We start from the raw sequence: 25,668 nt of genomic DNA on the forward strand, positions 1-25,668 counted from the left end.
TATAAGGCAATGAAAAAGAAAAAACAAAATGGCGGAAGCACATTTGAAAAATTCGCTTCAAAAACTTCAAAAGCTGCCGGAAGTACAACTGCTTTTATTGGTGCTTTTGTTATTGTATTGGCATGGGCAGTTTCGGGGCCTATTTTCGATTATTCTGAAACCTGGCAGCTAGTTATTAATACCGGAACAACAATCATAACATTTTTGATGGTTTTCTTAATTCAAAAAGCCCAAAATAAAGATTCACTGGCAATTCAATTAAAATTAAACGAACTGGTGGCTTCAAATGAACACTCAAGCAATAGTCTGGTTGATATTGAAAATATGACCGAAGAAGAAATGATTATTGTCCAGAAATTTTACCGTCACCTGGCTGAACTTGCAAAAAAAGAAGAAAGCATAAGAACATCTCATTCGCTGAACGAAGCGCATTCACAGCATGAGTACAAAGATAAAAACAGAACTAAACATCGTGCTTCACGAAATACGACAAAAAAATGAAATTACGCTCTACAGAAACCTTTTGGCCTCTTATAAGTGCCATGAATACCAGTTATCCTTCCATTGATTCTGATATTAAAACTGAGATTTTGATTGTTGGAGGAGGAATAACTGGGGCTTTGATGGCTTATAAATTAATTACAGCAGGAAAAAAAATAGTATTAGTTGACCGCCGCGACGTAGCAAACGGAAGTACGGCCGCAAGTACCGCTTTGCTTCAATATGAAATTGATGTTCCGCTGCACGAACTGATTAAACTTCGCGGGGAAAAATGTGCTGTCGACAGTTACAGAAACGGGAAGAAAGCTATTTTTGACCTCCGAAATATAATTGATACCGTAGAAAGCGACTGCGGATTTGAATTCAAAAAAAGCATTTATTTTACATCCTATAAAAAAGATATTCCGTTTTTAAAGAACGAGTTTAAAGCCCGAAAACAGCGCGATTTTGATGTAACGTGGCTCAATAAATATGATCTCGAAAAAATGGGTCTAAATGCCATTGCAGCCATCGAATCGAAAACTGCAGCGGTTATGGACCCGTTTAAACTGGCGAACGATTTATTGCATTACTGCCATCAAAACGGAATGCAGATTTATGACCGAACGAATATTACTTCTGTCCAGACTCCAAAAGGAAAATGCATTGCACACACCGAGAATAAATTTACGATAACAGCAGATCATGTTGTATACTGCAGCGGTTATGAAAGTACCGAAACTATTGAAGAAAAAATCGTTGATTTAAAAAGTACCTATGCACTGGCTTCTGAAGTTGTTCCTGAATTACCTACAATATTAAAAAATGCAGTTATTTGGGATACTTCTTCTCCGTATTATTATTACCGTGCAACCGCAGACAACAGAATCATCATGGGAGGCGGTGATGAAGAATTTAGAGATGCCAAAAAACGTGACAAACTGCTTCCAAAAAAAGAGGCTTCTTTAATGCGTCAGTTTAAAAGACGATTTCCAAATGTAAACTTCAAACTCGATTATTCCTGGGCCGGAACTTTTGGAGAAACCAAAGACGGTCTTCCCTATTTTGGAAAACCAGACCCAAAAAAAAATATACATTACGTTCTGGGCTTCGGAGGCAACGGAATTACTTTCAGCGTCATCGGAATGAACTCGATCGTTGATTCTATTAAAAACAAAAAAAATCCGGATTTAGAGTTTTATAGGTTTGGGCGTTGAGAAAAGGTTCTGAGATGCTAAGGTTCTAAGTTGCTAAGTTTTTTTTAAAATCTCACAACCTTAAAACCTTAGCAACTTAATTTATAAATAATCCTCTCTTATCGGCGTAAAAACATCCACGACTTCACCAGCTTCGAGAATTTCGATAGAATGCTCAATATTTGCGGGAATTGAATAAGTATCTCCTTCATTTAATAAAAATTCTTCTCCGTCAAGTTTTAATTTATAACTCCCTGAAATAACATAACCACTTTGTTCATTTGGATGTTGATGAAACGGTACAAAATCAGTTGATTTGTACAGCATTTTCGTTACCATTGAATCTTTACCAATTGATAAAACCACAAAATCAACGCCTAAGAATTGTCTTGAAACAGCATTCTCTTTTTTTACAATATTTTTCATTTATTCTATTTTTAATTCCATTTGGATGTTACAGCGCTTGTATGGTGTTTCCAGACCAAAAACTTTCTGGAAGCCTAATTTATAATACAAATTTATAGCAGGTTTTAAGATCGTGTTGCTTTCCAGATAAATCTTTTTTGCACCTAATTCTTTTGCTTTTGCAACAATTGCCTGACCTAATAACCAGCCGATATTTTTACCTTGTGCTTTGGGTGAAACCGCCATTTTTGCCATTTCAAAATCGTATTCAGGATTATTCATTTTGATAAGGGCGCAGACTCCTACTGGTTCGTTTTCATATAAAGCCACGAGAATTTTTCCGCCTTTATTCAGAATATATTCTTCAGGATTGTCGAGTGCTTTATAGTCCGCTTCTTCCATTTCAAAATAAGTTGAAATCCATTCTACATTCAATGCTCTAAAAGCTTCCTGATATTCAGGCTTGTATTCTACAATTTTTACATCTTTGCTTTCGCGGAGTTTTTTCTGATCGCTTACTCTTTTTAACATTGATTTTTGCTCCAGTAAAAATTCCCATTCTTCAAGTGCAGCCCAAAGATTATGTTTAGATTCGGCAATTAAACCATCTATTGCAACATCAATATCTTTTAACTGCTGTTGAATATTTTTCGCAAGTAAAATTCCTTTCGCAGTCAAAACAACGTTGTTTTTTCGTTTATCATCTGTTTTTAAACTTTCCTGAACCAGTCCGGCAGCAGTCATTTCCTGAATAATTTTGCTTACTGAAGGCTGCGAATGTCCAATTTCATTTGCAATTTCTGTAATCGTTAATTCTCTTTCTTCTGTCAGCGTATAAAACACAGGAAACCACTTCGGAACAAAATCTGCACCGTATAATTCATAAATTTTAGAAGCATCGTCTGTTATAACCGCTGTCATTAAACGTAAACGGCTTCCTAAAGCCGCTTTACCTACTTTATTAAAAAATTCCATATCATAATTAATTATATAACCAGTTATGCAAATGTATAAAAAAAATATTTTTTTACAAAAAGTTTTTTTAGGTACTAAGTTGGTAAGGTTCTAAGATGCTAAGTTTTTTTTCTGATTAATTTAGTTTTTAAAACCTTAGTAACTATATATGGTGCTTTAATAGTTAACTACATTATTTTTTTAAACTGATAAGTGTTAAGTTTTAGAGTTGCTAAGAAAAAACTTAGCATCTTAGAACCTTAGAATCTCAGCACCTTTAAAAAAAACTAAGATTCTAAGTTTGGAGCCTTTAAGTAAAACTTAAAACCTCAGCGACTCAGAATCTTAGCATTTTTGTATATATCTTGCTTAATAGCTAACGGCATTATTTTTTAGGGGCTAAGGAGCTAAGGTTCTGAGTTGCTAAGAAAAAAACTTAGCTTCTTAGTATCTTAGAACCTCAGCACCTTAAATCAAGCTGTCACAGCCAACGGATTCAAATTGAATTTATATTCTTTTGGACTGCAGTTAAATTTTTGTTTGAAGATCTTTGAAAAATAACTTCTGCTTGTAAAACCGATACAGTACACAATTTCGGAAATATTTAAGTCTGAAGTTCTAATCAGGATTTCGGCTTTTAGAACGCGCATATGAGTTATATAATCGTTTACGGTTCTGTTATGAATCATTTTAAAACCTTCCTGAAGTTTATTTGGCGACAAGCCTGATTTTTTACTCAATGATTTAATCGTAAAAGGTTCTTCGGGATTTGCTTTTATGGTTTCTGAAAGCTCTTTTATTTCTTCCATTTCTCTTAATGTTAAGCAGTTTGCTTCTTTTGAAAAAGAATTTACATCATCTGCATGCTGCTGAATTTCCATTGCCAGAATAATTCTCAAAATACCTTCTTTCAATAGATTCCTAACAATTCCTGTTTGGGTTACGGCGTTTAACTGTTCTATTTTTTCACCAATTTTTAAGTTGTATGATCCGGCATAAAAGAACTCTTCGTTAAGGTTATCTTGAAAAAATGTTTCTCTAACCATTTGGCTCAAAGAATTTGCCTGACTTCCTTCTGGCTGTGTCCCTACAATTATTAAAGTGAATTTTGTTTTCTTATCTTTTTCAAAAAACAAAACATTGTCCTGGTTTAATTTTGAAGTTACAATCGCAGTCTGAAATGTTTTTAGTTTATGTTCTTCACCGTGAATTCCAAAACTATGCGAAAGGTTTCCTTTAGAGCAATAGGCAAAATATAATGGCGATGATATTCCGTTAATAACATTCAATTTTAAATCAACTGAAAAAGTCATATCAAACTGAACATATGAAATATTATCATTAAAAGAAGCACCGCTTATTGAACCTTTTACAAAATTGTTATTCACTTCAAGTGTATATTCATCAACGTCAAAAGTTACTTTTCCGCCGAAGTTCGTATTCAATTCTTCAAATATATTTTGAATTTTCTCTGTATGTATAGTAACTATTTTCATTTTGTTTCGATTTAAATTCTGTAATTTTAAATGATTCTTAAACCAACATCATTACGTTTAAAAAGCAGATGTTCAAAGTTCGCTCAATCATAAACCAAAAATGTTATATAATTTTCTACAATTGTTTTATAATTACTTATGTATATAAGTTTAACTCAAATAAAATATTTCTTAATTCAATCAATGAAAAGCTATTCCTTCTCTCCTATAAGTTCAAATGATTCTAAACTTTTGATTTTAGGCACAATGCCCGGAACAAAATCATTAGAACTAAATCAATATTACGGACACAATCAGAATAATTTCTGGAAGTTTTTATTTGTAATTTTCAACGAAGATTTCTCAAATGATTACGAAACCAAAAAAGCTCTTTTACTTAAAAACAAAGTTGCGCTTTGGGATGTTTTACAATATTGCGATCGCGTAGGAAGTTTAGACAGCGCCATTAAAAATGAAATTGCAAATGATTTTGAGACATTCCTGAAGCAGCATTCAAAAATAAATACCATATTATTTAATGGGCAAAAAGCTGCTGCATTCTTTAAAAAGTATGTTCATTTAAAAAAAGAATATACGCTAATTACACTTCCATCAACAAGTCCGGCAAATGCAGGTAAATCTTTTCAGTCAAAATTAGACGAATGGAAGATTATCGGCTCTCTATGAATGAATAGCCACAAATTCACGAATTTTTATAGTTGGTATAGATAGATTATTAAAAATTAATTTATGAATTGCCTCGCCTGTTCGCTATCGCTCGAGTCGTGGCTAATAAAACTGACCAAAAAAAATCTAAATATTGAAATAATATAAATTTTGAACTTTAAAATATAACACGAAATTTCTCAATCTGCAATAATTTTACAATCAAGAAATCAAAGCCACTGTTAAAGGATTGATGAAGAAGAGGCTTTTTAAAATTATAGATACTACTAAGACAAACTTTTTACAAGTTTAGATTATAAAAAGAACATTGGTTATGTTAGTTTATTTTTGAGAAAAAAGCTATTCTAAATTATTAGGGTAGCTTTCTTTTTTTCTACATTTAACATAAATTTCCAATTATGAAAATTCAAACTTACTACAATCATATCCGATTTTACACTCCGCACCACTTTGTGTATTATCCAGTTTTAACGGTATTTCTTGTCTTTAGCATTTACTTTGCTTTTACTACAAACGATTGTCTTATATGGTCTTTTATAAGTGTTGTTTTTTTGTTTCTGTTTTTTCTGGCCTATATGCTGCGTCAGCATTATGCGCTTGTTTTACAAAACCGAATTGTGCGATTAGAACTTCGTTACCGCTACTTTACACTTACCGGAAAAAGACTGGAAGAATTTGAACACAAATTAACCGATGATCAAATATTTGCTTTACGATTTGCTCCAGATGAAGAATTCCTTCCGTTACTTGAAGATGCGTTAAAAAATAACCTCAGCGGAGATGCCATAAAAAAAGCAATTATACACTGGCGCGCAGATTATAACAGAGTTTAGGAGGGATTTTAGATTGTAGAGTTTAGATTTTCTTGATTAAACAATTTTTCATTTCCTGCAAGGTTTTGAAAACCTTGCAGGAACGTAATAAACTAAATTATCTTAATAATTTATTATACTAATCACTCTTTACTCCTTACTTTCCTATAATTAAAAGGAATATAAAATAAAAACAAGCCTAACCAAACAACCAAAACTACAACAATAAATATGGGTAAAATATTAGGATGAAGATAGTTTGGCTGATAAAAATAACGTTCTAAAGTCTGGAATTTTTCATTCAGAGCTTTTCTGTCAAAGTAATTTCCTAATCCTTGCAAATCTCTTTCCTGATTTTTGGCGTAGACAAAAACATCTGTACTTAAAGTCTTTGGTTTAATATGAGTCTCGATATTATATTTTTTAAATAAAGTATCAAGCTTTTGAAATTGTTTTGTAAGCGAGTCTTGTTTGAATTTATACAACAAATTGTATCGCTTTACAGCCGAAACATATTGCTGTTTTTCAATTGGCTGACCATTAATAGGCTTGTACAACGATTTGTTTTCAAGGAAAATACAAATATCTTTATCATATTCCGGGCTTACTTCAGTCCCTTTAAATACAATTTGTGTACTATCTCCAATGGCTGTTTGTTTGATAATTCTGTCTTTGACAATGTTTACATCCAATCCAACAAAATCAAAAATTGAATCTGTTTTTTTAGAAACTTTGTTATAAGTTTCGGTTAAGACTTTTAGCGTATCAATACTATAATAAGTTGTTTCAGTGCCAAATTGATCGTGATAAATCAAAACCTGTTTTTCCTCTTTAATAACCGGATACGGTTTTGGATATAAGACATTCTCGTAATTGAACAGTTTTTCTGAATAATAAGAATTCCAGCTATATAAAAACGGATTCAAAACATTGAGCAGTTCTTTGTCTTTGTTATAACTTTTCTCCGATAATTCTCCTTTCAGCTTTGCATTTTGTCCGAAACTAAAACTGATAAAAAATGTCAAGCTCACAAACGAAATCAGCAGTAAAAAAATACCTGTTTGAAATACTTTTCCAAAAGAATAATGTTGTCTCGCATGATTTCTTAATAAAAAAATCAGAAAGAAAAGTAAAAACAAACCGCTTATAAAAAAATGTGAAATCGAAACATCGTCAATAAACTTAAACCTGTAAAATTCTGAGTAAATATTAATATTCTTAATTCCTTTAAACGCAAAATAGCCATATAAAAAGTAAGCTAAATGCAGGATTGCCAAAATAATAAAAGACTTAACGAAGTATTGCTTTAAAGTTTTGTTCATATCAATAGGTTTATACTCAAATATAGGTAATAGCAACAGCAATGACAAAGCTCAATGTTGATTTTTAATGGATAAAAGTTTATAAAATTAACATATAAAATAATGTTAGTGTAAAAAACAAAAACTTATCTATCTGAATTTCAAAACAATAAACAGATGTAAAATTAAATTGTATGATATTTTTTGTTAACTTTAATTATTAAAATTTCATCAATAAACCTAAAACATCAATCTCATGAAAAAATTAGTTTATTTTTTGATAATTCCTCTTTCCTTTTTTTCGGCTAATGCACAAACGACTGCCGAAATAACAGACGAAAATACTTTAACTACTGCAAAAAATAATTCGGATGAATTTCAGAATTACACTGCAGAAGATCTTCCCTGGCACGGAAGGCGGTTTAAAGCGACTGCCGGTGTATTCTTTCCGGTAAACAATACCGAAGTTGAAGTTAATGGAACGAATGGAAGAATTGGAACTGATATTGATTTTGAAAAAGATTTAGGTTTTGAAACCAATACGGTTTCCTTTTTTGGTGCTTTTGAATGGCGCGCTTCCAGAAGATCCCGTTTTAATCTTGAATATTTTTATTTGAAAAGATCTTCAGAAAAAACACTTCAAAAAGAAATTGAATTTCAGGATCACACTTATCCTGTTGATGCTCGGGTTTCGGCTTTTATGAATAACGAAATGATTCGATTTGCGTATGGATATGCCGTTATTTCTAAACCTAAATATGAATTGGGCTTACTAATTGGTGCGCACGTTCTTCTTGCCGACGTAGGTTTGAGGCTTGAAGCTAACACACAAGAACTGGGATATCACGACAACGTTGGTTTTACGGCTCCTTTACCTGATGTTGGAATCTGGGGTGAATTTGTCCTTGGGAAAAAAGTCGGGCTGTATGCTAACGTAAATTATTTTGCTCTTAAAGTTGACGATATCGATGGCCGAATTATTAGTTATAATTTATCGGTTTTATATAATGTGTATAAAGATTTCAGTCTTACAGCAGGTTATACAGGTTTAAATTTCAGACTTGATGTAACAAGACCCAGAATCGATGGTTTCTTTAAATGGGGTTACAACGGCCCAACTTTAGCAGCGACTTACAGCTTTGGAAATCATGTAAAATTTTATAAACATTAAGTTTTTGTTTCAGGTTTAAAGTTTCATGTTCCTATAGGATCTAAAAATTTAACCGCAAAGTGCGCTAAGCATTTTTTGTTATTGAAGAACTTATAAAAACGGAAAGTTCGCAAAGCTTTATCAACACAAAGCTTTGCGAACTTTGTGCATTCTAAATGCAAGTATCAAAAAAAAGCTTTGCGAACTTTGCGTTAAAAAATTCGAAATACATTTAAATGAACTTATATAACTTATATGGTTCAATTAACAAACAAACCCGACATCTTTTTCAAGATATCGGGTTCATCCACTCAAACTTAACTCAAAATAATCTAAACTTCTTATTTCTCGATTGGAGTAAATTTTATAGCTGTTCCTCCACCAGCTGCCAATTTGATATTTAAAACGGTTTGGTTATTTACCTTTTGTTTTGAAATTGCAACCGGATATGGATTTGTTTTATAATTTGCTCCTGCTCCGTCGGCATAAATTTCTGCTTCGTATTCTTTTCCTTTGTCTAAGAAAGATAAAGTTACTTTAAGATCTCTGGCCTCTTTGTTTGTGATTGAACCTAAATACCAGTTTTTCTCATCCCAGTCTTTACGAACAATTGTCGTGTATTCTCCAATTTTAGAATCCAAAACTTTCGTATCTGACCACGTGCAGGGTACGTCTTTTATGAATTGAAATTCCGGTTTATCAACATAATTCTCCGGTAAATCTGAAGCCATTTGCAACGGACTGAAAATAATTACATACAATGCCAATTGGTTTGCCAAAGTCGTTTGTACTCTCGCTCCGGAAGGAGTTTTATAATCAAAATTGAAATTCCCCGGTGTGTAATCAAACGGGCCGGAAAGCATTCTTGTAAACGGCAATGTTGTTAAATGCTGAGGCGTGTTTCCGCCGTCTACAGACCAAGCGTTATATTCCTGACCTCTTCCGCCCTCTTGTGACATAAAGTTTGGATACGTACGCTGAATTCCTGTTCCTTTTATCGGTTCGTGATTGTCAATCATGATATGATATTTGGCAGCAGTTTCGATTACTTTTCTGTAATGACGAGATGCGTACTGGCTGTCGTGCCATTCTTTTTTATCCAAATATTTGTTTACATAACCCGTTTTAACTGAGTTCACACCCATTTTTTGATACAATTTAAAGGCATCTTCAAGCTGGCCTTCATAATGTTTAGAAGCACCGGCAGTTTCATGATGTCCTATTAATCGAACATTTTTTATGGCAGCATATTTTGTAATTTCTTCCAAATTAAAATCCGGATACGCTTTTACAAAACTAAACGCTTTTCCATCGGCAGTCCAGTCGCCGTCCCAGCCCTCGTTCCAGCCTTCTACCAGAACGCCGTCAAAATTGTTTTTCGCAGCAAAATCAATATATTCTTTTGTATTTTTTGTTGTAGCACCGTGTTTTGGTCCTTGTCCCCAAGTAAATTTCTCTAAATGCATTCCCCACCAAATACCGATGTATTTTGAAGGCGTAATCCACGAAAGATCATCAATTTTTGAAGGCTCGTTCAAATTCAGCATGATGGTCGAAGTGGCAACATCACCAGGAGTTTTTCCAACTACAACTGTTCTCCATGGCGTTTTAAAAGGTGTTTCGGCATATACTTTTACACCATCAGCCCAAGGTACTAAATCGCTTTTGTATTGTTTATCACTTGTTTTTAAAAGTGTCATCGAAGCAAAATCAGTTAAATTGGCTTCGTGAATTGCAACATATAAATTCTCTTTTGTTTCAAAAGTTGCAGGAGTATTTATAGTATCTGTTTTGCTGATTGGCGTTTTACGGTATTCACTTTCATAATAACTGTTTTCGCGGTGAACGGGAATCCACCAAACATCATTATTTGATTTAAAGGTAAACTGAGTGATTTCATTTGAAATTTTCACTTTTCCTAAATGAGGCTGTTTTGGAAATTCATATCTAAATCCTACGCCATCATCAAAAACCCTGAAAATAATATCTACCAAACGTTCTTCTCCTTTTGATTCTTTTAAGTGAACAACCAATTCGTTATGGTGATCACGAACTTTTTTGAATTCTCCCCAAGGCTGTTCCCAAGTTTCATCGGCAGATTTTTCTTCAGTAGAAACCACTTCAAAACCTTCTGTCATTTTTTGAATTCCCTGAAATTCAAATCCCATCAACGAAGGTTCTATAACCGATTTTCCGTTAGAAGTAAAACTGTATTTAGGCTCACCTGAAGCAGTTAATTCAAAAACTAATGCGACGTTTTTCCCCGGAGAACTAATATTGTATGTTTTTTTAGTACCAGCACTGCAGGCGTAAATTAATATTGACGCTAAAGCAATTATACAGTATCTATATCTTATGTTTTTCATTATTTAATTGTATTAATTACAACTCTTATTTTATTTCGTTTATTAACTGTTTTGCTTTTGCGGGCTGCATGGAAACAAAATAATTAAAAGCCTGATCCAGTTTATTCTGAGCATCGGCGTTGCCTTTCTTTTCTACTCGTAGATTGTACATTTTGCTTATATCCGGAAATACAGATTCGGTATTTTTAACCCCGGCAAATGCTTTTACTTTTTCGATGTACGTGTAACCAAATTCAACTGTTGGTTCAAACATAGTTCCTTCTCCAAAGTCGTTCCAGGTAATTAGCTGCAGGTAATTTAAATTGGCATTTTTAGCCAGAGAAAGTGTTTCGTCAAGCGTTACACCATTGTTGTGGTCAATTGTCCATCCAATTGCTGCTCCGCCTCCGCCTTCGGCATAAAAATCTTTAAAACCAGGATAAGCACTTCCAATTGCTACAGAAAGTTTTGGTTTTGTATTGGTATAAAAATTTGTTAGATATGTACTGTTTTTATAAACCCACGCATATTCTCCAGATGCATTTGCTCCCGCTTCTACAGATTGATCCCAAAGCGTTAAAAAAGTTGGTTTTGTCGTTATGCTATTGAAAACGTTTGTCCATTCGGCAGGCGTTTGTAATACAATTGGTCCAAAATTTAATAACAATGGTTTTCCGTTTACTTTGATGTAGTTTGCATCATCAAAATAATTTTTCTCCATATAAGCTAAATCCGTTTTTGCAGCACTCGTTACAGATATTGCTTTTCCGGCATTGACAACATTTGTCGTAACTCTGTCTTCATAAACAATGGCGTATTCAAGGCCCACTTTATCCAGCATGGCAATAAGCTGCTCTGTATTTTCTTTTACCATTCTGTAATCGTTAACATCGTAAGTTCCGTACCAGTCGATCAAAACACCATCAATTCCTGAATATTTCATCAATAATAAATGATTTTCAATCACATTTTTATCTCCCGAATGATACGGACCAATAAGAGGATAATAGTATGAAGCAATTTCCCTGCGATTGTTTGCGCCTATAGTATTCGGATTTTTGTTTGCCATTGTCCAGTGGTATCCCCATTTTTTATCGGCACTGCTTTCATTGGTTTCAAACCAGGGCATATAATGCACATAAATTTTGGTGCTGTTGGTTTTTTCAACTGCAACCGGTGCCAGCACTTCTGGTTTTACTGGTTCTTCGGGACTTTTGTCATCGCTGCTGCATCCGGAAACGACTACAATGTTCAGTATCCCAAAAAACAATAATGTGATATATCTTTTCATATTGATGTTTGTTATTTTATTTTTTGCCACTCCCGATAACTATCGGGATAAAGGATTTTTTATTATATTTTATTTGCTCACACTCTCTGTGATTAAATTATTTCACGCAGATTTTAATAGATTTAAGCAGATTGTGCAGATTTATTATACATTAAAATTAGATCTGCTTTAATCTGCAAAATCTGCGTGAAACATTTTTTTAAATCTTTTTAATCCTTTTAATCTCTGGCAAAAATTATTCTTATAAATAGGTCAGCCTTCCACGACTAACCAACATGGAAGACTGACATTTTAGAACCTAATTCAAAGGATACCCAGGATTTTGTTTCAGGTTTTTATTTGTAGTTAAAACGGTACTTGGAATAGGAAAAATTGCTTTGTATGCTTCCGTTGCTCCTTTTTCCCACCATGGCAGGAAGAATGTTCCAAAACGAATGTTGTCTGTTCTTCTTCTTCCTTCAAAAGTAAATTCCTTAAGCAATTCCTGATCTATAAAGTTGAGATCAATTGTTGCTGGCATTTCTTCTCCCGCACGTGCTGTAACTTGTTGTACAAAAGGTTTTGCTAAATCTGCAGATCCTAAACGAACGTAACATTCTGCCTGCATCATTAAAATTTCGGCATAACGAATTACAACTAAATCATGATCACGTTCCCAAGTTTCTCCGGCTTTCATTTCGTATTTTCCTAAACGAACGCCTTCATTTTCTTTAGCATCAGCAACACTTGTAACTGTTTCTGTATACGTTAATGGTTCTCCGTTATCCATTGTAATTACAGTTCCGGTTGCTAAATTGATCTGATCTCCGGCCACCATACATTTTTTTCTTTTGTCTGTATCGGCAAAGGCAGAATAAACTCCAGGCTGCGCGCACATTCCGTTAGCACTCCAAGGATAATCACCAACTGGAGAAATTGTCAGTTTATGAAGGTAATGACAAGACATTGAACTCATATAATTTCCAACTGTTCCTGCTTTTGAATCGTAAGGAATTGCGAAAATAATTTCTGGCGATTTTTGATTGTCTGTAGCAAAATTGGCAAAGAAATCCGGAGCTAATGTATAACCCGAAACTTTTTGACACATGTTGATACAATCCTGCCAGCGTTCTGTTCCTATAAAAGCTTTTGAGTTAAGATATAATCTTGCTAAAAGAGAATAGGCAACATTTTTTGTCATTTTTGAATACACGACATTTCCAGTTAAATGTGGAATTGCATCTGTTAATTCTTTTTCAACAAAATCGTAAACTTGTTTTCTTGTAGAATTTGTTGGAAGTGCTGTATCTGCAAAATCTACAACAATTGGCACATTTCCGAATAAATCTAAAAGATTGTAATAATAATACGCTCTCAACGCTTTTAATTCTGCATAAATTGGTGCTTTTGCATTATCTGTCAATGACGATTTATCGATTTGATAAATGATTGAGTTGATTTTTGCAATTCCGGTATAGTTGTAACGCCAAGCCGAAAGAATCATACGGTTGTCTGCTTTCCAGGTATGTTTTTGCGCATCCTGATATTGTCCGCCATCGTACCAGTTTGTTCCTCTGGTAGGAATTGTAGCTTCATCAGAAACCGTTTCGTTCAAAAAGAATACGTATTCGCAGGTTGGGTAATTATTTGAAATTCCATCTGCAAAACCTCTTAACGAAGAATACGCCCCGCCCACTAATGCATCAATTTCTTTTGGAGTATTTCCAAAATTTCCATCTTCTACTCTATCATATAATTGCTCATCCAGATCGGTACATGATGATATCGTAAAAAGCATGCTTACTAATATTGCTGCTGTTATTTTGATTTTCATTTTTTATATTTTTGAGTTAATCGCTTAGTTATTCAGCGTGAAATTTAATCCTACAGAAATAGTTGTCGGACGAGGATAATTGTTGTACTTATCGATACCAGGCGATGCTAATCCTGTTTGGTCAACACCATCCTGCGCATTTAAACCAATCTCCGGATCTACTCCTTTGTATTTTGTAAATACAGCAAGATTTTCTCCCATGATGTACATTCTCAATTTTGAATTTTTGAAACCTAATGGCATTGTGTATCCAACAGAAAGTGTCTGTAATCTAAAGAACGACGCATCCTCGATCCAGTAATCTGAATATTTTGGAGAAGAAGTAATACCGCTTCCTAAGAAATCATCCGGTACATTGTAAGATGGTAATCTTGTTGGATCGTTCAGCATCATGTTTGTAGCGTTTAAAGCTTTTTGTCCAAACATTCCGTAACCTGTAATACCAAGATCAAAATTTCCGTAAGTAAAATTCATTCCGATACCCATAGTCAAATCTGGCTGAATATTTCCTAAATCTGTTTTATCAGCATCAACTAAAGCACTTTCTGCCACAACATTTCCGGCTGCATTATAGTACTGAATTTTTCCATTTTCATCAAGACCAGCATTTCTGAATCCCCAGAAAGTTCCAACTGGATATCCCTCTGCAATAACCTGAGAATATTGACCAGACATACCTGCTAAACCGTGCAATGAACCGCTGTAGATAACATCTGTTTTATACGTTGGGTTTGATAATTTTTCAATTTTTTGGATGTTGTGTCCAAGTGTTAAATTAGCATTCCAGGTAAATTTATCTCCTCTTACGATATCAGCATTCAAAGTAAGTTCAACTCCTTTGTTAGACATTTCACCCACGTTTGCTAACATTGTTCCCACTAAATATGGAGGCTGAGGAACTTCATAAGTGTACAATAAATCATCTGTGTTTTTTTGGTACCATTCAAATGAACCTGTGATTCTGTCAAAAAGACCAAAATCGATACCCACGTTTATTTGTCTTGTAGATTCCCATTTCAAATCAGGATTTGGGTTTTGTTTTGGAGAATAAGCTAAACTCCATGTTCCTGTAACCGGATCGTAATAACTATCGTTTCCAACTCCTAAAATTGAAAGTGATTTGTATTCACCAATTCCGTCCTGATTACCTGTAACTCCATAACCTACTCTTAATTTTAAAGATCCTAACCAGTCTTTTGTACCGCTCATAAAATCTTCGTTAGAAATCTTCCATGCTGCAGATGCAGACGGGAAAGTTCCCCATTTATTGTTTTCTCCAAAACGGCTTGAACCATCACGTCTTACTGTTGCAGTAAGCAGATATTTTCCGTCATAATTGTAGTTGGCACGAGCATAAAATGAAACCAGGTTTGATTTTCCTTTATAAGAATAAACATCTCCTAAACGATAGTTATAACCTGCCCCTAAGTTATTGTAGCCAAAAGCATCACTCACGAAACCGCTTCTTTGTGCTCCAAAACCTTGGTAAATATTTTCAAGGTAAGAATACCCTGCCAATGCGCTAACGCTGTGTTTACCAAATACTTTAGAATAATTTACATAAAGTTCGCCTTGTGCATTTGTATATTCTGCGTATGTTCTTTGTGCGTATCCAACCTCTGTTCTTCCTTCCATAATCGCGTAAGTTGGTTTGTATGTACCACCCGCTACTGCATTATGTTCTAATGAAATATTAGCAACTGCCTGAAAATCGTTTAAGAATTTAACTTCTGTTTTAAAGTATCCTAAAAGTCTGTGTCTTTCGTTATCAACCGTTCTGTTCGTTAAAATCTCAACCGGGTTTTCGTAGATGTTTCCTCCTACAGATGTGAAGTTTCCATTTGCATCATAAACCGGAATTGTTGGGTTTAAGTTGTAAGCACGCTCAAAAATTCTGTAATCAATTGGGTGCCATTTGTCTATATTAGCAAATAAACCCATATCAAATTTCACATCTTTATTGTCTCCAAGATATTGATAAGCACTAACATTTCCGCTGATTCTTTCTAAACCGGATTTTTTAATAACACCTTCGTTGTTTAAGTATGCGATTGAAGCTCTAAACCCGCTGTCGACTTTTCCAGAATTAATACTTAAAGTATGAGATTGAGAAATAGCCGTTTGTTCGATTGCTTTTTGCCAGTTTGTATTTCCACCGTAATCAACTGCGTCCATGTTTCCGGTTTGACGGACATAACCTCTCCATTGGTTTGCAGATAAAAGATCTAAATTATCAGCAACATAACCTACGCTTGATAAACCGCTATATACTACAGAAACTCCTTTTGTTCCAGATTTTGTGGTAATAATAATAACTCCGTTTGCTCCTCTTGAACCATAAATGGCTGTCGCCGAAGCATCTTTAAGAACGTCAATCGATTTAATATCTGCCGGCTGAACCACATTGATATCAACACCAGCAATTCCGTCAACTACAATAAGCGGACTGTTGCTTGCTGTTAATGAAGTCCCTCCACGTAAACGAAGTGTTGCACCTGCAGCTGGATCTCCAGAAGGACGAATGATATTTAATCCGGCTACTTTTCCCTGCAGAACTTGTTCTGTTGAAGAAATTGTTCCTTTTACTAAATTATCTGCCGTAACAGTTGAAATAGCTCCGGTTAAATCAGATTTCTTTTGTGTTCCGTATCCAACAGAAACAACCTGAACTTCAGCCAATTGATAACCGTCATTTTGAAGACGAACTTCTAATTTTGAAGAAGCGGCTGTTATCTGTACTTTTTGAGTGGTTGAACCGATAAATGAAACTTCAATTGAACCTCCTACGGCTACCTCTAAGTTAAATTTTCCGTCAAAATCTGTCGTTGTTGCATTTCTTGTTCCGGACTCTATTACCGATGCTCCCGGTAATACAGTCCCTGTATTGTCATAAACGGTACCCGTTACCAGCTTTTTTCCCTGAGCAAACATTCCTGCCGAAAGAAAAAGCATGAAAATCATGAATACCAGCGATTTAGTAGTCCACATTTGATGCAGGACTATTTTTTTATTTTTACTATTCATATGTAGTTATTTATTGTTTTTCTATCAGTCATATGTAATTTGCATATCCATTATTTGTTCAACGACTAATTTTAGGATTATGCTCATTTCATTAGAATGATGTTTTAATTTGATAGTGAATTATTTGTCTAAGGTTTTAAGCGGAATCGTCGTGTCTGAAATTGTTTTGTCTTTGTTGTCTTTAACTAAAACATGAATTTCACTTAAAACAGGAGAATCCTTAAGTTCTGTAACCAAATTGACAAATCCTTTTATCTCTGCAGTTCCTCCGCTAAACTCACCGGAAATTGTTTTTGCACCAGCCGTAATCGTGTAAAGTAATTTGTTTACGCCCGGCTCATTGTTTTTTCTGTAAATTCCTAAAAAATCTTTCTGGCTGATTTGTAAAGGGAAAAATCCAAATACTGGCGGCGGCGGCGGCTCATAAGCTCCTGCATATAAAACCTGATCCGGAATTGTTCCTGCCCAGTCGTCTTTTACCATCAGGAAAACTAAATTTTCCATCACGTAACCGTCTGGCGCATTGTAGTATGTTTTTGGAACTAAATCCATTTTGTAGAATCCGTTTCCTAAATCTTTTAGTTTGGTTTTTTCAACAATGTCCGGTAACCATGATTGGTATTCTTGTTTAATATCCCAATTGTTCAATCCACTGTGAATATGAACGCTTGTTGCGCCGGCAAATCCCGGAGCTAAATTGGCATTAAATAAAATACTGACTCCTTTATCCAAAGTTGGTTTTGTCGGATAAGCTCTAATCAGCTCATTCGCAGTATAAAAAGAGGAGAAATCAGTGTATGGCATATTCGCCACGTCGCTTTGTTTAGATCCGTTTTTGTTTTTTAAACGAAACCAAAATCCTGCGCTTGCTGCAATTTCAGCCGGAGTTTTAGAAAAATATACTGTTGGAGTTAAAGTAAAACTCCACACTTTATTTCCTTCATAGTGCAGTTTTGCAAAATCAGAAGAATTCTCCCAATTTCCCGCATCTGGTTCAGATGGTGACCAAATCCAGATGTATAAATCCTGATTTTCTGCAAACGTAGTTCCAGAAAGATCAAAGTACCATGTAACTTGCTCATCATATTTGTAAACAACCGGAAATGATGACATAGGTCCCACAGCTCCCGCGTTTTCTTGTGCCTTTGTAAATGTTGGAGCCATCAAAAGGGCAAGTAAAATTGTATATAGAAATTTTTTCATATTACTTTTAATTAATAGCATTTAATTTAAATACATAAGTCACAAACGGAGTTCCTCCTGAAGAATGCACTAACTGAAATTCCATTTCGTCATTGTTTCCAGGAACAGATGTTACTCTAAGTTCGTCTGTTTTTTGAGTTTTTGCAGCGTCGCTGTACAAGTAGATTCTTACTGCGCTTGCATTTGTCTGTTGAAAATCTGAGCTTAATTCCCAATAACCTTTTGGAGCAAATAAAGGAGGAACATTGCCCGTCACTTCATAACTTGTAGGTTTGTTTTTTTCGTCTACGCTAAAATTGATTTTAAAATCTTCGTAGTTAAAAAAAGTACTCAAGTTTTCCTCGCTTGGTTCGATCTTATTTGCCTTAGCAAATTCGTCAACCATTTTTAGATTTGTTAATCCCCAATTTCCGTTTACTTTTTCATAAATCGTAATTGGATCAACGTAGCTTCCATCTTCTGTACTATCGCAGCTAATTGCGAAAAAACAAATAAACAGAGCTAACCAGTAATAACTTTTACTTCTCATAAATTTTGGTTTTTGTTAGTTTTTCATCCCTTAAAAAGGACAGTACGAAGCTAGATGTTAAATAAATCTAAAAAAAAATATCTGTAAAAAATCAAGATATAATTCAAACGTTTTCGTGATTAAAGAATTGATTATCAGTGTTTTAAAATTTTACTAAAAACATAAAAATCAAGGTCTTGTTTAGATGTAAAGCACCTGTAGAATAATGGTAAATATGACAATATGGAAATTTTATGTGAATATTTTTTCACTATACATATATATAACCGCTTTTTATTGTATAATTGCAAATTATTAGAGTACTTTTAACATTTTAATACCCTTTAGAGACTCACACTAAGGTATTTCTAAAAAAATCTTAAAACGATACTCTCCTATTTCTAAAACTGTTAATCATCAGTTTTTAATTAATTTTGCTTTTAAACGAATTAACTCAACCATAAATTACATTATCCTAAAACCACAACCAAACCATGCAAAAAATATTTGTACTGTATTTTTTCATTGCGGGTTTTTCTCTAACTGCGAAAGAGACAAATCCAATTCTTGAAGAATTAGACAATGTACTGCTAAAAAAAGAAGTTTACTTAAAACAGAAATATCGCAAAATTGAAACTTTAAAAAAGAATGTTTCAAAATTTACTGTCAGCCAAAATAACGAGCAATTGTATAATACCTATATGTCATTGTTTGAGGAATACAAATCATTCAAATATGACTCGGCTTATTATTATTTAGAAGAAGCTAAAATCAAGGCCATCGTTTTAAAAGATCCTAAATATTTGGCTAAAAGCCGAATTAAGGAAGGTTTTGTACTTCTTTCTTCTGGATTATTTAAAGAAGCTATTGATACGCTGAATGTTATTGACGATCAAAAACTGGATCAGAAAAATAAATTCGAATATTACAATATCAAAGCCCGTGCTTATTATGATTTAGCCGATTATAACCGCGATCAGCGTTTTAATATTCATTATGTACAACAAGGAAATCATTTTCTTAAAAAGGCCTTAGAATTAATCGGAACCAATTCAAATGAATATTGGGCTGCTGAAAGTTTAAAACGTTTAAAACAACAAGACTGGCGCGGTGCCGAATTTGCGTTTAGCTACTGGATTAATAATTACGATTTACCGCCGGATTATTACGGAATTGCTACTTCGAGTCTCGGTTATATTTATTCTGAAAGAGGATATACAAAAAAAGCAATTTATTATCTGGCACTCGCCGCTATTGCCGATGTTAAAAATGCGACGAAAGAAACTGTCGCGCTCAGAAATCTGGCCAATGAACTTTTTAAAATGGGTTATCTGGACAAAGCAAACGAGTATATTAATATCGCCATGGATGACGCTACTTTTTACAACGCCAGACACCGCAAAATTGAAATCTCGTCCATATTACCTATTATCGAAAAAGCGCAGTTAAACAACGTAAAAGATAAAAATGATAAACTGGAAAAGATCATTATTTTATTGACGATCCTAACTTTGATAATTATTTTGTTCTCGATTATTATTTTCAAACAATTAAAAGAGAAAAATAAAGCGAGAAAGATAATGGCTTCGTCATACGCGCAGCTTCAGGAAATGAATATAAGTTTGAGCGAAGCAAATGCAATTAAAGAGGAATATATTACGTATTTTATTAAAGCAACTTCGGCTTTCATTAATAAGATTGATCATATCCAAAAAAGTACGCTTCATAAAATTATTACCAAAAAAACAGATGAAGTTATTGCGAGCTTAAAACGTTATAATGTAAAGGAAGAAAGAGAGAATTTGTTCCATCAGTTTGATGAAATTTTCCTGAAATTATTCCCAACTTTCGTGACTGATTTTAATCATTTATTTCCGAATGATCATAAATGTATTGTAAAGAAAGGCGAGCTTTTAAATACAGAACTTCGCATTTTTGCTTTGTATCGATTGGGAATTCAGGACAGTAGTCAAATGGCTGAATTTCTGGAACTTTCTGTAGCTACCATTTATACTTATAAAACCAGAATTAAAAGTAAATCAGACTTTAAAGATACTTTTGAAGAGAAGATTATGGCTATTAAAACTATCTAAGGTGCTAAGATACTAAGTTGCTAAGAGACTAAGTTTTTTTACACAATCTTGTCATTTCGACTGAAAGGAGAAATCTCCGCGAGAAGCTCGACAAAGATTGGATTCTTGTTGCGGAGTTACTTGCGGAGATTTCTCCTCCGTCGAAATGACAAACTATACTTAAATTTTTAAATAAAAAGCCGCCACGAATTCACGAATTTGTATTTAAATAATTTGTGAATTCGTGGCGATTTTTCTTTTATTTTTACTCTGCAGATTCTAACTGCAAAATCATATTTTGATAATATTTACTCAACGAGAATAATTGCTCGGCAAAAATCATAACGGCCAGCGGAACGAAGAAAAATATGGTTAGATCTTTCTCGTATAAGAAATAAGTTGTAAGCATAAAAATACGGGAATATTCGAGATAATAAATCCATTTGCGCTGTTCTAAAATAGCGCCGCAGTTTATTAAAGTGATAATTATAATCGACAATACAAAAATCTTATCGTATGCCTCTAAATGATCAAAATAATACGTAAAAACGGTTAGCAGTAAAGTACAGACTCCCAGCTGAATATAAAGGTAATTTCTAAATCGAAGTCTTTGATGCGGATTGCTTTTGTCTTGCAGAAAACGCTTTTCTAAGGTCGGACGAATGTCCTGATCCATATGCGCAGGACTTCCGAAAATGGCTTTCCATCTCGCTTTAAAACCTTTTGATCGTCTCCACAATTCATATATTTCAAAATAATAATGAAAGTGCTGCCAAAGGAAACTATAGCTTTTTAGCGGATGTGTTAATCCGTATTTTGGTTTTTCTTCTTCTTCCTGAAAAGTTCCAAAAAGACGGTCCCAAAAAGTAAACATATCACCGTAATTTTTATCGAGATATTTTTCGTCAGAGGCGTGATGAACGCCATGAACAGAAGGTGTTACAAAAACATATTCGAGCCATTTAATTTTTCCAACGAGCTGTGTATGTGTAAAGAAAGAATAAGCTCCGTGAACAATAAGCATGGTAATTACCATTGTGGGATGAAACCCAACGAAAGGAAGTACACACCAAAATCCCGTTCGGACTATGGCCTGAAAAGTGGTAATTCTGGCTGCAGCCGTAAAATTGAATTCTTCACTATGATGATGTACAATGTGTGCTGCCCAGAAAAAATTGACTTCATGTCCTAATCTGTGATACCAATACCAGACAAAATCTGTGGCGAGAATTAGGGCAATCCATACTAAAAAATTACTCGGAACATCAAAAATGCGATAATTGTCATAAATCAAATAATACAATTGGTAAAAGCTTGCGGCAACAAACAAATTAATCAATCGCTCTGCAATTCCAATACTAATATTAGAAACAGAACTTTCATAATTAAAAATTTCAGATCTCTTTTTTCGTTGTGCCAGCTTATATTCGAGAAATAAAAACAGAAAGAAAGCGGGCATTGCAAAGGCAAGAAAATTAATATTTTTCATTTTTAAAAATTACTTTTTATCGATTTTAAGAAACTAAACTACAATTAATTAAACTAAACAGCTATTTTCATCAACCCATATCAGATACAAATATATTGATATTAACCGATGAAAATAGTCTTCGATTTCTCTTAGAAAAAATCTAGTTTTGTTTGTATTTATCAGCTTCTAAAGTTACTTCTTTAACAGATTGTGTGTCTGCCACTTTTTTCAAAGCGATGATGTAAGCAGCAATTCGCGGCGTTACACTATGTTTGGCAGCAACTCTAAATACAGTTTCAAAACCTTTTTCTAATATATCTTCTAAACGTTTATTAATTTGATGAATCCTCCATGATTCTAACAGTGAATTTTGAAGCCACTCAAAATAAGAAACCGTTACACCTCCGGCATTTGCTAAAATATCCGGAACTACTAAAACATTATTATCGTGCAAAATTTTATCAGCATCAGAAGAAACAGGTCCATTTGCAGCTTCAATAATTATTTTGGCACGAATATCTTTGGCATTCTTTTGTGTAATAACATCTTCTTTTGCAGCCGGAATCAAAACATCTACATCTAAAAGCAATAAATCTTCATGTTTGATTACAACTGAATTTGGATAACCTTTAATCGTTTTATTGTTCAAATTGTAATACAAAATCAACTCTGGAATATTAATACCCTCAGGATTGTAGAACGCTTCTGAAACATCGCTTATGGCCACAATCTTAACTCCTTTTTCATATAAAAACAAAGCCGAATGCAAACCTACATTTCCAAATCCCTGAATAGCTGCAGTAGATCTTGCCGGTCTTATTTTTAATTTTTCAAGTGCTAGCAGACTAATTATGCTCACTCCTCTTCCGGTTGCTTCTACTCTTCCTAATGAACCTCCTGAATGCAGGTGTTTTCCGGTTACAACGGCATGAATTGTTTTTCCGTGAACCAATGAAAATTCATCCATCAGCCAGCCCATTTCGTCCGGACCTGTTCCCATATCAGGTGCAGGAACATCTTTTTCAGGGCCAAAAATATCGGCTAATGCTTTTGTATATGCTCTTGTAATTCTTTCTAATTCTGTTTTAGAAAGTGTTCTTGGGTCGCAGATAATACCGCCTTTTGCTCCTCCAAACGGAATTCCGGTTACGGCAGATTTCCAGGTCATCCAGGCGGCAAGTGCTTTTACTTCATCAAGATTAACAGCATTGTCGTAACGAATTCCGCCTTTTGATGGACCTAAAGCTGTATTGTGAATGACTCGATATCCTTCAAAATTTTGTTCGGTTCCATTATCTAATGTTATAGAAAAATTGACCACAATTTGTTTTTCCGGACGCTGCAGCTTTTGTCTTAATGATTCATCTAATTTAAGAATATTAGCAGCTATATTAAACCTGTCAATCATAGATTGAAAGGGGTTCTGTTTTATAATTTCTGCACTCATAGTGTTTATTTTTAATTTTTTGGTTTATCGATTTGGACTTCATAAAATGTTTCTTCTGAATAAAATCAGTAATTGCACATGCAACACGGAATTTTCATCTGGCAGCAATGCATCATACTATTTATGTTTCTATTCGATCTCATTTTATTTATTTTAATAGTTCCTAAAAAAAGCCTTTCATGGTGCATGAAAGGCTAAAAAAAAAATAACTAACAAGTACTTTCTCTATTAACGCCATTTCATCGCATAGTTTGACATGCAGCACATCGTCAAGCTGCATATAAACGGGATGATATTTAGACTATAGTTTTTCATTGTCATTGCAAATTTATAAAATATATTTATAAACCCTATAGAATTAGTCGGGTTTGTTTTAGAAAAATATAAATTTAACATTAAATCCCTTGTAAATTAATGATTTAAGAAATTAAAAAAAGTACTAAAATTGTGATTTTACGATAAAAACAATGGCAATTAAGGCTAAAACAAGCCCTAAAATATTGATTTTAGATAATTTTTCTTTGAAGAAAAGCATTCCAACAAGACTTCCCAAAACAATCACGCCCATGTTCATTCCGGCAAAAACAGTTGATGGATTTTCGGCGAAAGCCTTATGTGCTTTTAAATAAAACAATATATTTCCGAAGTTGAAGATTCCGACTAAACCACCAAAAAGAATATTTTTATAATTCAGTTTTACTTTTTTTACAGCAACATCATAAACGACAACGAGTAAAGAAACAGCCAATGAAATATCAAAAACAATAAACAATGAAGTTGTATAAGGTAAAGCGGTAAAAAGTGCAATTTGTTTAAAAAGTATATCGATAATCCCGAAACCTATAAAAACAGCTGTTGGATAAATCCATTTGTTTTGATCGTTTCCTGATTGCTTTTTTAAGATGAATAACAGCGCTATAAATCCTATTATCAGTCCAATAACTTTATATGAATTGAATTCTTCTTTAAAAATCAGCCAGGCAGCAATTATCGGGATAAAAAGCGATAAACGCTGTGCAGCATCCGTTTTTGCAATTCCCATATGTTTTATAGAAGTAAACAAAAACAGAAAAACTATAGGCAGTAAAACACCAACCGCAGCATAAATATTCCACGGTGCATCTGCATGAACTACATTTAAATCCGGGCTAAAAGTAAAATAGCAAAGTGATATTGCCATTATATAATTGAACGCTATAATTTGAATTGGATTTGCATTGTATTTACGGGTTATTTTGAAGATAACACCAACCGTAACACTGCATAAAATGCTTAAAATAAGAAACAACATAGGATTAAATTTTGAATACAAAAATAACGTTTATCTCCTTATGATGAATGTTATTAAAAAACATATTAATCACTTTTTAACCATCCTGTAATACTCATCCTGGTATTTTGCGTAACTAAAACTTCGTGAACCAATTCATTACTTTTAAAGAAAACTGTTTTACCCTGAACCGGTGAAATTTTCTGCTGAATATTATTTTGGTGAATCATTAATTCTCCGCCGTCGCTTTCTTTCCAATTACTATTCAAATAACTGATCATCGAATATTTACGACTTGAATTGTTTTTAAATTGATCTAAATGTTTGAGATAAAAATCGCCTTTTTCATATAACGAATAATGGAATTCATAACCCGTAATTCCGGCAAAACAGCTTTCGTTTAAGTAAACTACAAAAGCATCAATTTTATCGAAAAACTCATTTTCAAAAACATTATTGTGTTTTTTATCGAGCCAATAAATAGCATCGTTTCTAATTTTTCCATCAAAAGAAAGCTTTTCAGAATTTCCAATTCCCGCCGCCAACAGTAAACTGGCAGCATTTAAATCAATTAAATTTTGCTTGAGATTATTGGATAATTCATCACTTATAAACCGTTCTGAAATTCCGATTTTATTTTCTATATAACTTGCTACCAAATCCTCAAAACTATCATCCATTGCTTTTTTAGGCGAACTGCAAATACAGCCAACGGAGCAAGGTAGACTATTTGAAACTGGTAATGCGGCTTTTTAGAAATAATA

Annotated in this window: 20 protein-coding genes; 6 read left to right on the top strand and 14 right to left on the bottom strand. The window is 33.8% G+C overall.

Going from position 1 to position 25,668, the window contains the following annotated elements:
* The first annotated feature begins 9 nt into the window (after positions 1 to 9).
* Together ASD98_RS01785 and ASD98_RS01790 are read left to right on the top strand one after the other, a co-directional pair.
* The gene (locus ASD98_RS01785; RefSeq protein WP_056199313.1) at positions 10 to 501 is read left to right on the top strand and encodes a low affinity iron permease family protein; all 492 of its coding nucleotides are present in this window, start codon (positions 10 to 12) and stop codon (positions 499 to 501) included.
* Positions 498 to 1,697, top strand: a complete 1,200-nt coding sequence (locus tag ASD98_RS01790) for an FAD-binding oxidoreductase (protein ID WP_056199317.1) — start codon at positions 498 to 500, stop codon at positions 1,695 to 1,697. Before ASD98_RS01785 ends, ASD98_RS01790 begins: the two co-directional genes overlap by 4 nt.
* An 81-nt stretch (positions 1,698 to 1,778) precedes the next feature.
* Here the strand turns inward: ASD98_RS01790 and ASD98_RS01795 are convergent, their stop codons facing one another.
* From ASD98_RS01795 to ASD98_RS01805, 3 genes are all read right to left on the bottom strand, one after another.
* Positions 1,779 to 2,102 carry a cupin domain-containing protein gene (locus ASD98_RS01795; RefSeq protein WP_056199320.1) on the bottom strand — a complete coding sequence of 108 codons (324 nt, stop codon included), beginning with the start codon at positions 2,100 to 2,102 and terminating at the stop codon, positions 1,779 to 1,781.
* A complete protein-coding gene (locus tag ASD98_RS01800; RefSeq protein ID WP_056199323.1) occupies positions 2,103 to 3,056 on the bottom strand; it encodes a bifunctional helix-turn-helix transcriptional regulator/GNAT family N-acetyltransferase in 954 nt (317 codons plus the stop codon).
* A gap of 452 nt (positions 3,057 to 3,508) precedes the next feature.
* A complete protein-coding gene (locus ASD98_RS01805) occupies positions 3,509 to 4,531 on the bottom strand; it encodes an AraC family transcriptional regulator (RefSeq protein WP_056199325.1) in 1,023 nt (340 codons plus the stop codon).
* A gap of 183 nt (positions 4,532 to 4,714) precedes the next feature.
* Between ASD98_RS01805 and ASD98_RS01810 the strand changes: the two genes are divergently transcribed.
* A complete protein-coding gene (locus ASD98_RS01810) occupies positions 4,715 to 5,197 on the top strand; it encodes a DNA-deoxyinosine glycosylase (RefSeq protein WP_056199646.1) in 483 nt (160 codons plus the stop codon).
* A 398-nt stretch (positions 5,198 to 5,595) separates the two neighbouring features.
* Positions 5,596 to 6,030, top strand: a complete 435-nt coding sequence (locus tag ASD98_RS01815) for a DUF6526 family protein (protein ID WP_056199327.1) — start codon at positions 5,596 to 5,598, stop codon at positions 6,028 to 6,030.
* Between the two features lie 122 nt (positions 6,031 to 6,152).
* On the opposite strand, the gene ASD98_RS01820 is transcribed toward ASD98_RS01815, so the two are convergent.
* Positions 6,153 to 7,331 carry a hypothetical protein gene (locus tag ASD98_RS01820; RefSeq protein WP_056199328.1) on the bottom strand — a complete coding sequence of 393 codons (1,179 nt, stop codon included), beginning with the start codon at positions 7,329 to 7,331 and terminating at the stop codon, positions 6,153 to 6,155.
* Between the two features lie 235 nt (positions 7,332 to 7,566).
* Here ASD98_RS01820 and ASD98_RS01825 point away from each other — a divergent pair, with 235 nt between their 5' ends.
* Positions 7,567 to 8,481 (top strand): hypothetical protein, encoded by a 915-nt coding sequence (locus ASD98_RS01825; RefSeq protein ID WP_056199330.1) that lies wholly within the window; start codon positions 7,567 to 7,569, stop codon positions 8,479 to 8,481.
* 320 nt (positions 8,482 to 8,801) lie between these two features.
* Here the strand turns inward: ASD98_RS01825 and ASD98_RS01830 are convergent, their stop codons facing one another.
* From ASD98_RS01830 to ASD98_RS01855, 6 genes are all read right to left on the bottom strand, one after another.
* Positions 8,802 to 10,826 (bottom strand): glycoside hydrolase family 97 protein, encoded by a 2,025-nt coding sequence (locus ASD98_RS01830; RefSeq protein WP_056199333.1) that lies wholly within the window; start codon positions 10,824 to 10,826, stop codon positions 8,802 to 8,804.
* Between the two features lie 25 nt (positions 10,827 to 10,851).
* Complete coding sequence (locus ASD98_RS01835) at positions 10,852 to 12,096, bottom strand: glycoside hydrolase family 71/99-like protein (protein ID WP_056199649.1); 1,245 nt, start codon at positions 12,094 to 12,096, stop codon at positions 10,852 to 10,854.
* Positions 12,097 to 12,394: 298 nt separating this feature from the next.
* Positions 12,395 to 13,909, bottom strand: a complete 1,515-nt coding sequence (locus ASD98_RS01840; RefSeq protein ID WP_056199336.1) for a RagB/SusD family nutrient uptake outer membrane protein — start codon at positions 13,907 to 13,909, stop codon at positions 12,395 to 12,397.
* Between the two features lie 24 nt (positions 13,910 to 13,933).
* Entirely contained in the window at positions 13,934 to 16,933 is a 3,000-nt protein-coding gene (locus ASD98_RS01845; RefSeq protein WP_082577768.1) for a TonB-dependent receptor, read from the bottom strand.
* Positions 16,934 to 17,053: 120 nt separating this feature from the next.
* Positions 17,054 to 18,136 (bottom strand): hypothetical protein, encoded by a 1,083-nt coding sequence (locus ASD98_RS01850; protein ID WP_056199651.1) that lies wholly within the window; start codon positions 18,134 to 18,136, stop codon positions 17,054 to 17,056.
* Between the two features lie 7 nt (positions 18,137 to 18,143).
* Positions 18,144 to 18,665: a DUF5004 domain-containing protein gene (locus tag ASD98_RS01855; protein WP_056199341.1), complete on the bottom strand. Its 522-nt coding sequence runs from the start codon at positions 18,663 to 18,665 to the stop codon at positions 18,144 to 18,146.
* 473 nt (positions 18,666 to 19,138) lie between these two features.
* On the opposite strand from ASD98_RS01855, the gene ASD98_RS01860 reads away from it, so the two are divergent.
* Positions 19,139 to 20,737: a DUF6377 domain-containing protein gene (locus tag ASD98_RS01860; protein ID WP_056199344.1), complete on the top strand. Its 1,599-nt coding sequence runs from the start codon at positions 19,139 to 19,141 to the stop codon at positions 20,735 to 20,737.
* Positions 20,738 to 20,981: 244 nt separating this feature from the next.
* Here ASD98_RS01860 and ASD98_RS01865 read toward each other — a convergent pair whose 3' ends face one another.
* The 4 genes from ASD98_RS01865 to ASD98_RS01880 all read right to left on the bottom strand — a co-directional run bounded on the left by ASD98_RS01865 (position 20,982) and on the right by ASD98_RS01880 (position 25,584).
* Positions 20,982 to 22,205, bottom strand: coding sequence for a sterol desaturase family protein (locus tag ASD98_RS01865; protein WP_056199346.1), 1,224 nt, complete (start codon positions 22,203 to 22,205; stop codon positions 20,982 to 20,984).
* Positions 22,206 to 22,347: 142 nt separating this feature from the next.
* Positions 22,348 to 23,634 (bottom strand): Glu/Leu/Phe/Val dehydrogenase, encoded by a 1,287-nt coding sequence (locus ASD98_RS01870; protein ID WP_242412054.1) that lies wholly within the window; start codon positions 23,632 to 23,634, stop codon positions 22,348 to 22,350.
* A gap of 439 nt (positions 23,635 to 24,073) precedes the next feature.
* Entirely contained in the window at positions 24,074 to 24,925 is an 852-nt protein-coding gene (locus ASD98_RS01875) for a DMT family transporter (protein ID WP_056199350.1), read from the bottom strand.
* 65 nt (positions 24,926 to 24,990) lie between these two features.
* The gene (locus tag ASD98_RS01880; RefSeq protein WP_056199352.1) at positions 24,991 to 25,584 is read right to left on the bottom strand and encodes a 2OG-Fe(II) oxygenase family protein; all 594 of its coding nucleotides are present in this window, start codon (positions 25,582 to 25,584) and stop codon (positions 24,991 to 24,993) included.
* Positions 25,585 to 25,668: the final 84 nt, after the last annotated feature.

It is taken from the genome of Flavobacterium sp. Root186 (assembly GCF_001428525.1).
GTDB lineage: Bacteria > Bacteroidota > Bacteroidia > Flavobacteriales > Flavobacteriaceae > Flavobacterium.

Coding starts and splice junctions, on each gene's coding strand:
- ASD98_RS01785 (WP_056199313.1), top strand. CDS start 10: ATGAAAAAGAAAAAACAAAATGGCGGAAGCACATTTGAAAAATTCGCT.
- ASD98_RS01790 (WP_056199317.1), top strand. CDS start 498: ATGAAATTACGCTCTACAGAAACCTTTTGGCCTCTTATAAGTGCCATG.
- ASD98_RS01795 (WP_056199320.1), bottom strand. CDS start 2,102: ATGAAAAATATTGTAAAAAAAGAGAATGCTGTTTCAAGACAATTCTTA.
- ASD98_RS01800 (WP_056199323.1), bottom strand. CDS start 3,056: ATGGAATTTTTTAATAAAGTAGGTAAAGCGGCTTTAGGAAGCCGTTTA.
- ASD98_RS01805 (WP_056199325.1), bottom strand. CDS start 4,531: ATGAAAATAGTTACTATACATACAGAGAAAATTCAAAATATATTTGAA.
- ASD98_RS01810 (WP_056199646.1), top strand. CDS start 4,715: ATGAAAAGCTATTCCTTCTCTCCTATAAGTTCAAATGATTCTAAACTT.
- ASD98_RS01815 (WP_056199327.1), top strand. CDS start 5,596: ATGAAAATTCAAACTTACTACAATCATATCCGATTTTACACTCCGCAC.
- ASD98_RS01820 (WP_056199328.1), bottom strand. CDS start 7,331: ATGAACAAAACTTTAAAGCAATACTTCGTTAAGTCTTTTATTATTTTG.
- ASD98_RS01825 (WP_056199330.1), top strand. CDS start 7,567: ATGAAAAAATTAGTTTATTTTTTGATAATTCCTCTTTCCTTTTTTTCG.
- ASD98_RS01830 (WP_056199333.1), bottom strand. CDS start 10,826: ATGAAAAACATAAGATATAGATACTGTATAATTGCTTTAGCGTCAATA.
- ASD98_RS01835 (WP_056199649.1), bottom strand. CDS start 12,096: ATGAAAAGATATATCACATTATTGTTTTTTGGGATACTGAACATTGTA.
- ASD98_RS01840 (WP_056199336.1), bottom strand. CDS start 13,909: ATGAAAATCAAAATAACAGCAGCAATATTAGTAAGCATGCTTTTTACG.
- ASD98_RS01845 (WP_082577768.1), bottom strand. CDS start 16,933: ATGAATAGTAAAAATAAAAAAATAGTCCTGCATCAAATGTGGACTACT.
- ASD98_RS01850 (WP_056199651.1), bottom strand. CDS start 18,136: ATGAAAAAATTTCTATATACAATTTTACTTGCCCTTTTGATGGCTCCA.
- ASD98_RS01855 (WP_056199341.1), bottom strand. CDS start 18,665: ATGAGAAGTAAAAGTTATTACTGGTTAGCTCTGTTTATTTGTTTTTTC.
- ASD98_RS01860 (WP_056199344.1), top strand. CDS start 19,139: ATGCAAAAAATATTTGTACTGTATTTTTTCATTGCGGGTTTTTCTCTA.
- ASD98_RS01865 (WP_056199346.1), bottom strand. CDS start 22,205: ATGAAAAATATTAATTTTCTTGCCTTTGCAATGCCCGCTTTCTTTCTG.
- ASD98_RS01870 (WP_242412054.1), bottom strand. CDS start 23,634: ATGAGTGCAGAAATTATAAAACAGAACCCCTTTCAATCTATGATTGAC.
- ASD98_RS01875 (WP_056199350.1), bottom strand. CDS start 24,925: ATGTTGTTTCTTATTTTAAGCATTTTATGCAGTGTTACGGTTGGTGTT.
- ASD98_RS01880 (WP_056199352.1), bottom strand. CDS start 25,584: ATGGATGATAGTTTTGAGGATTTGGTAGCAAGTTATATAGAAAATAAA.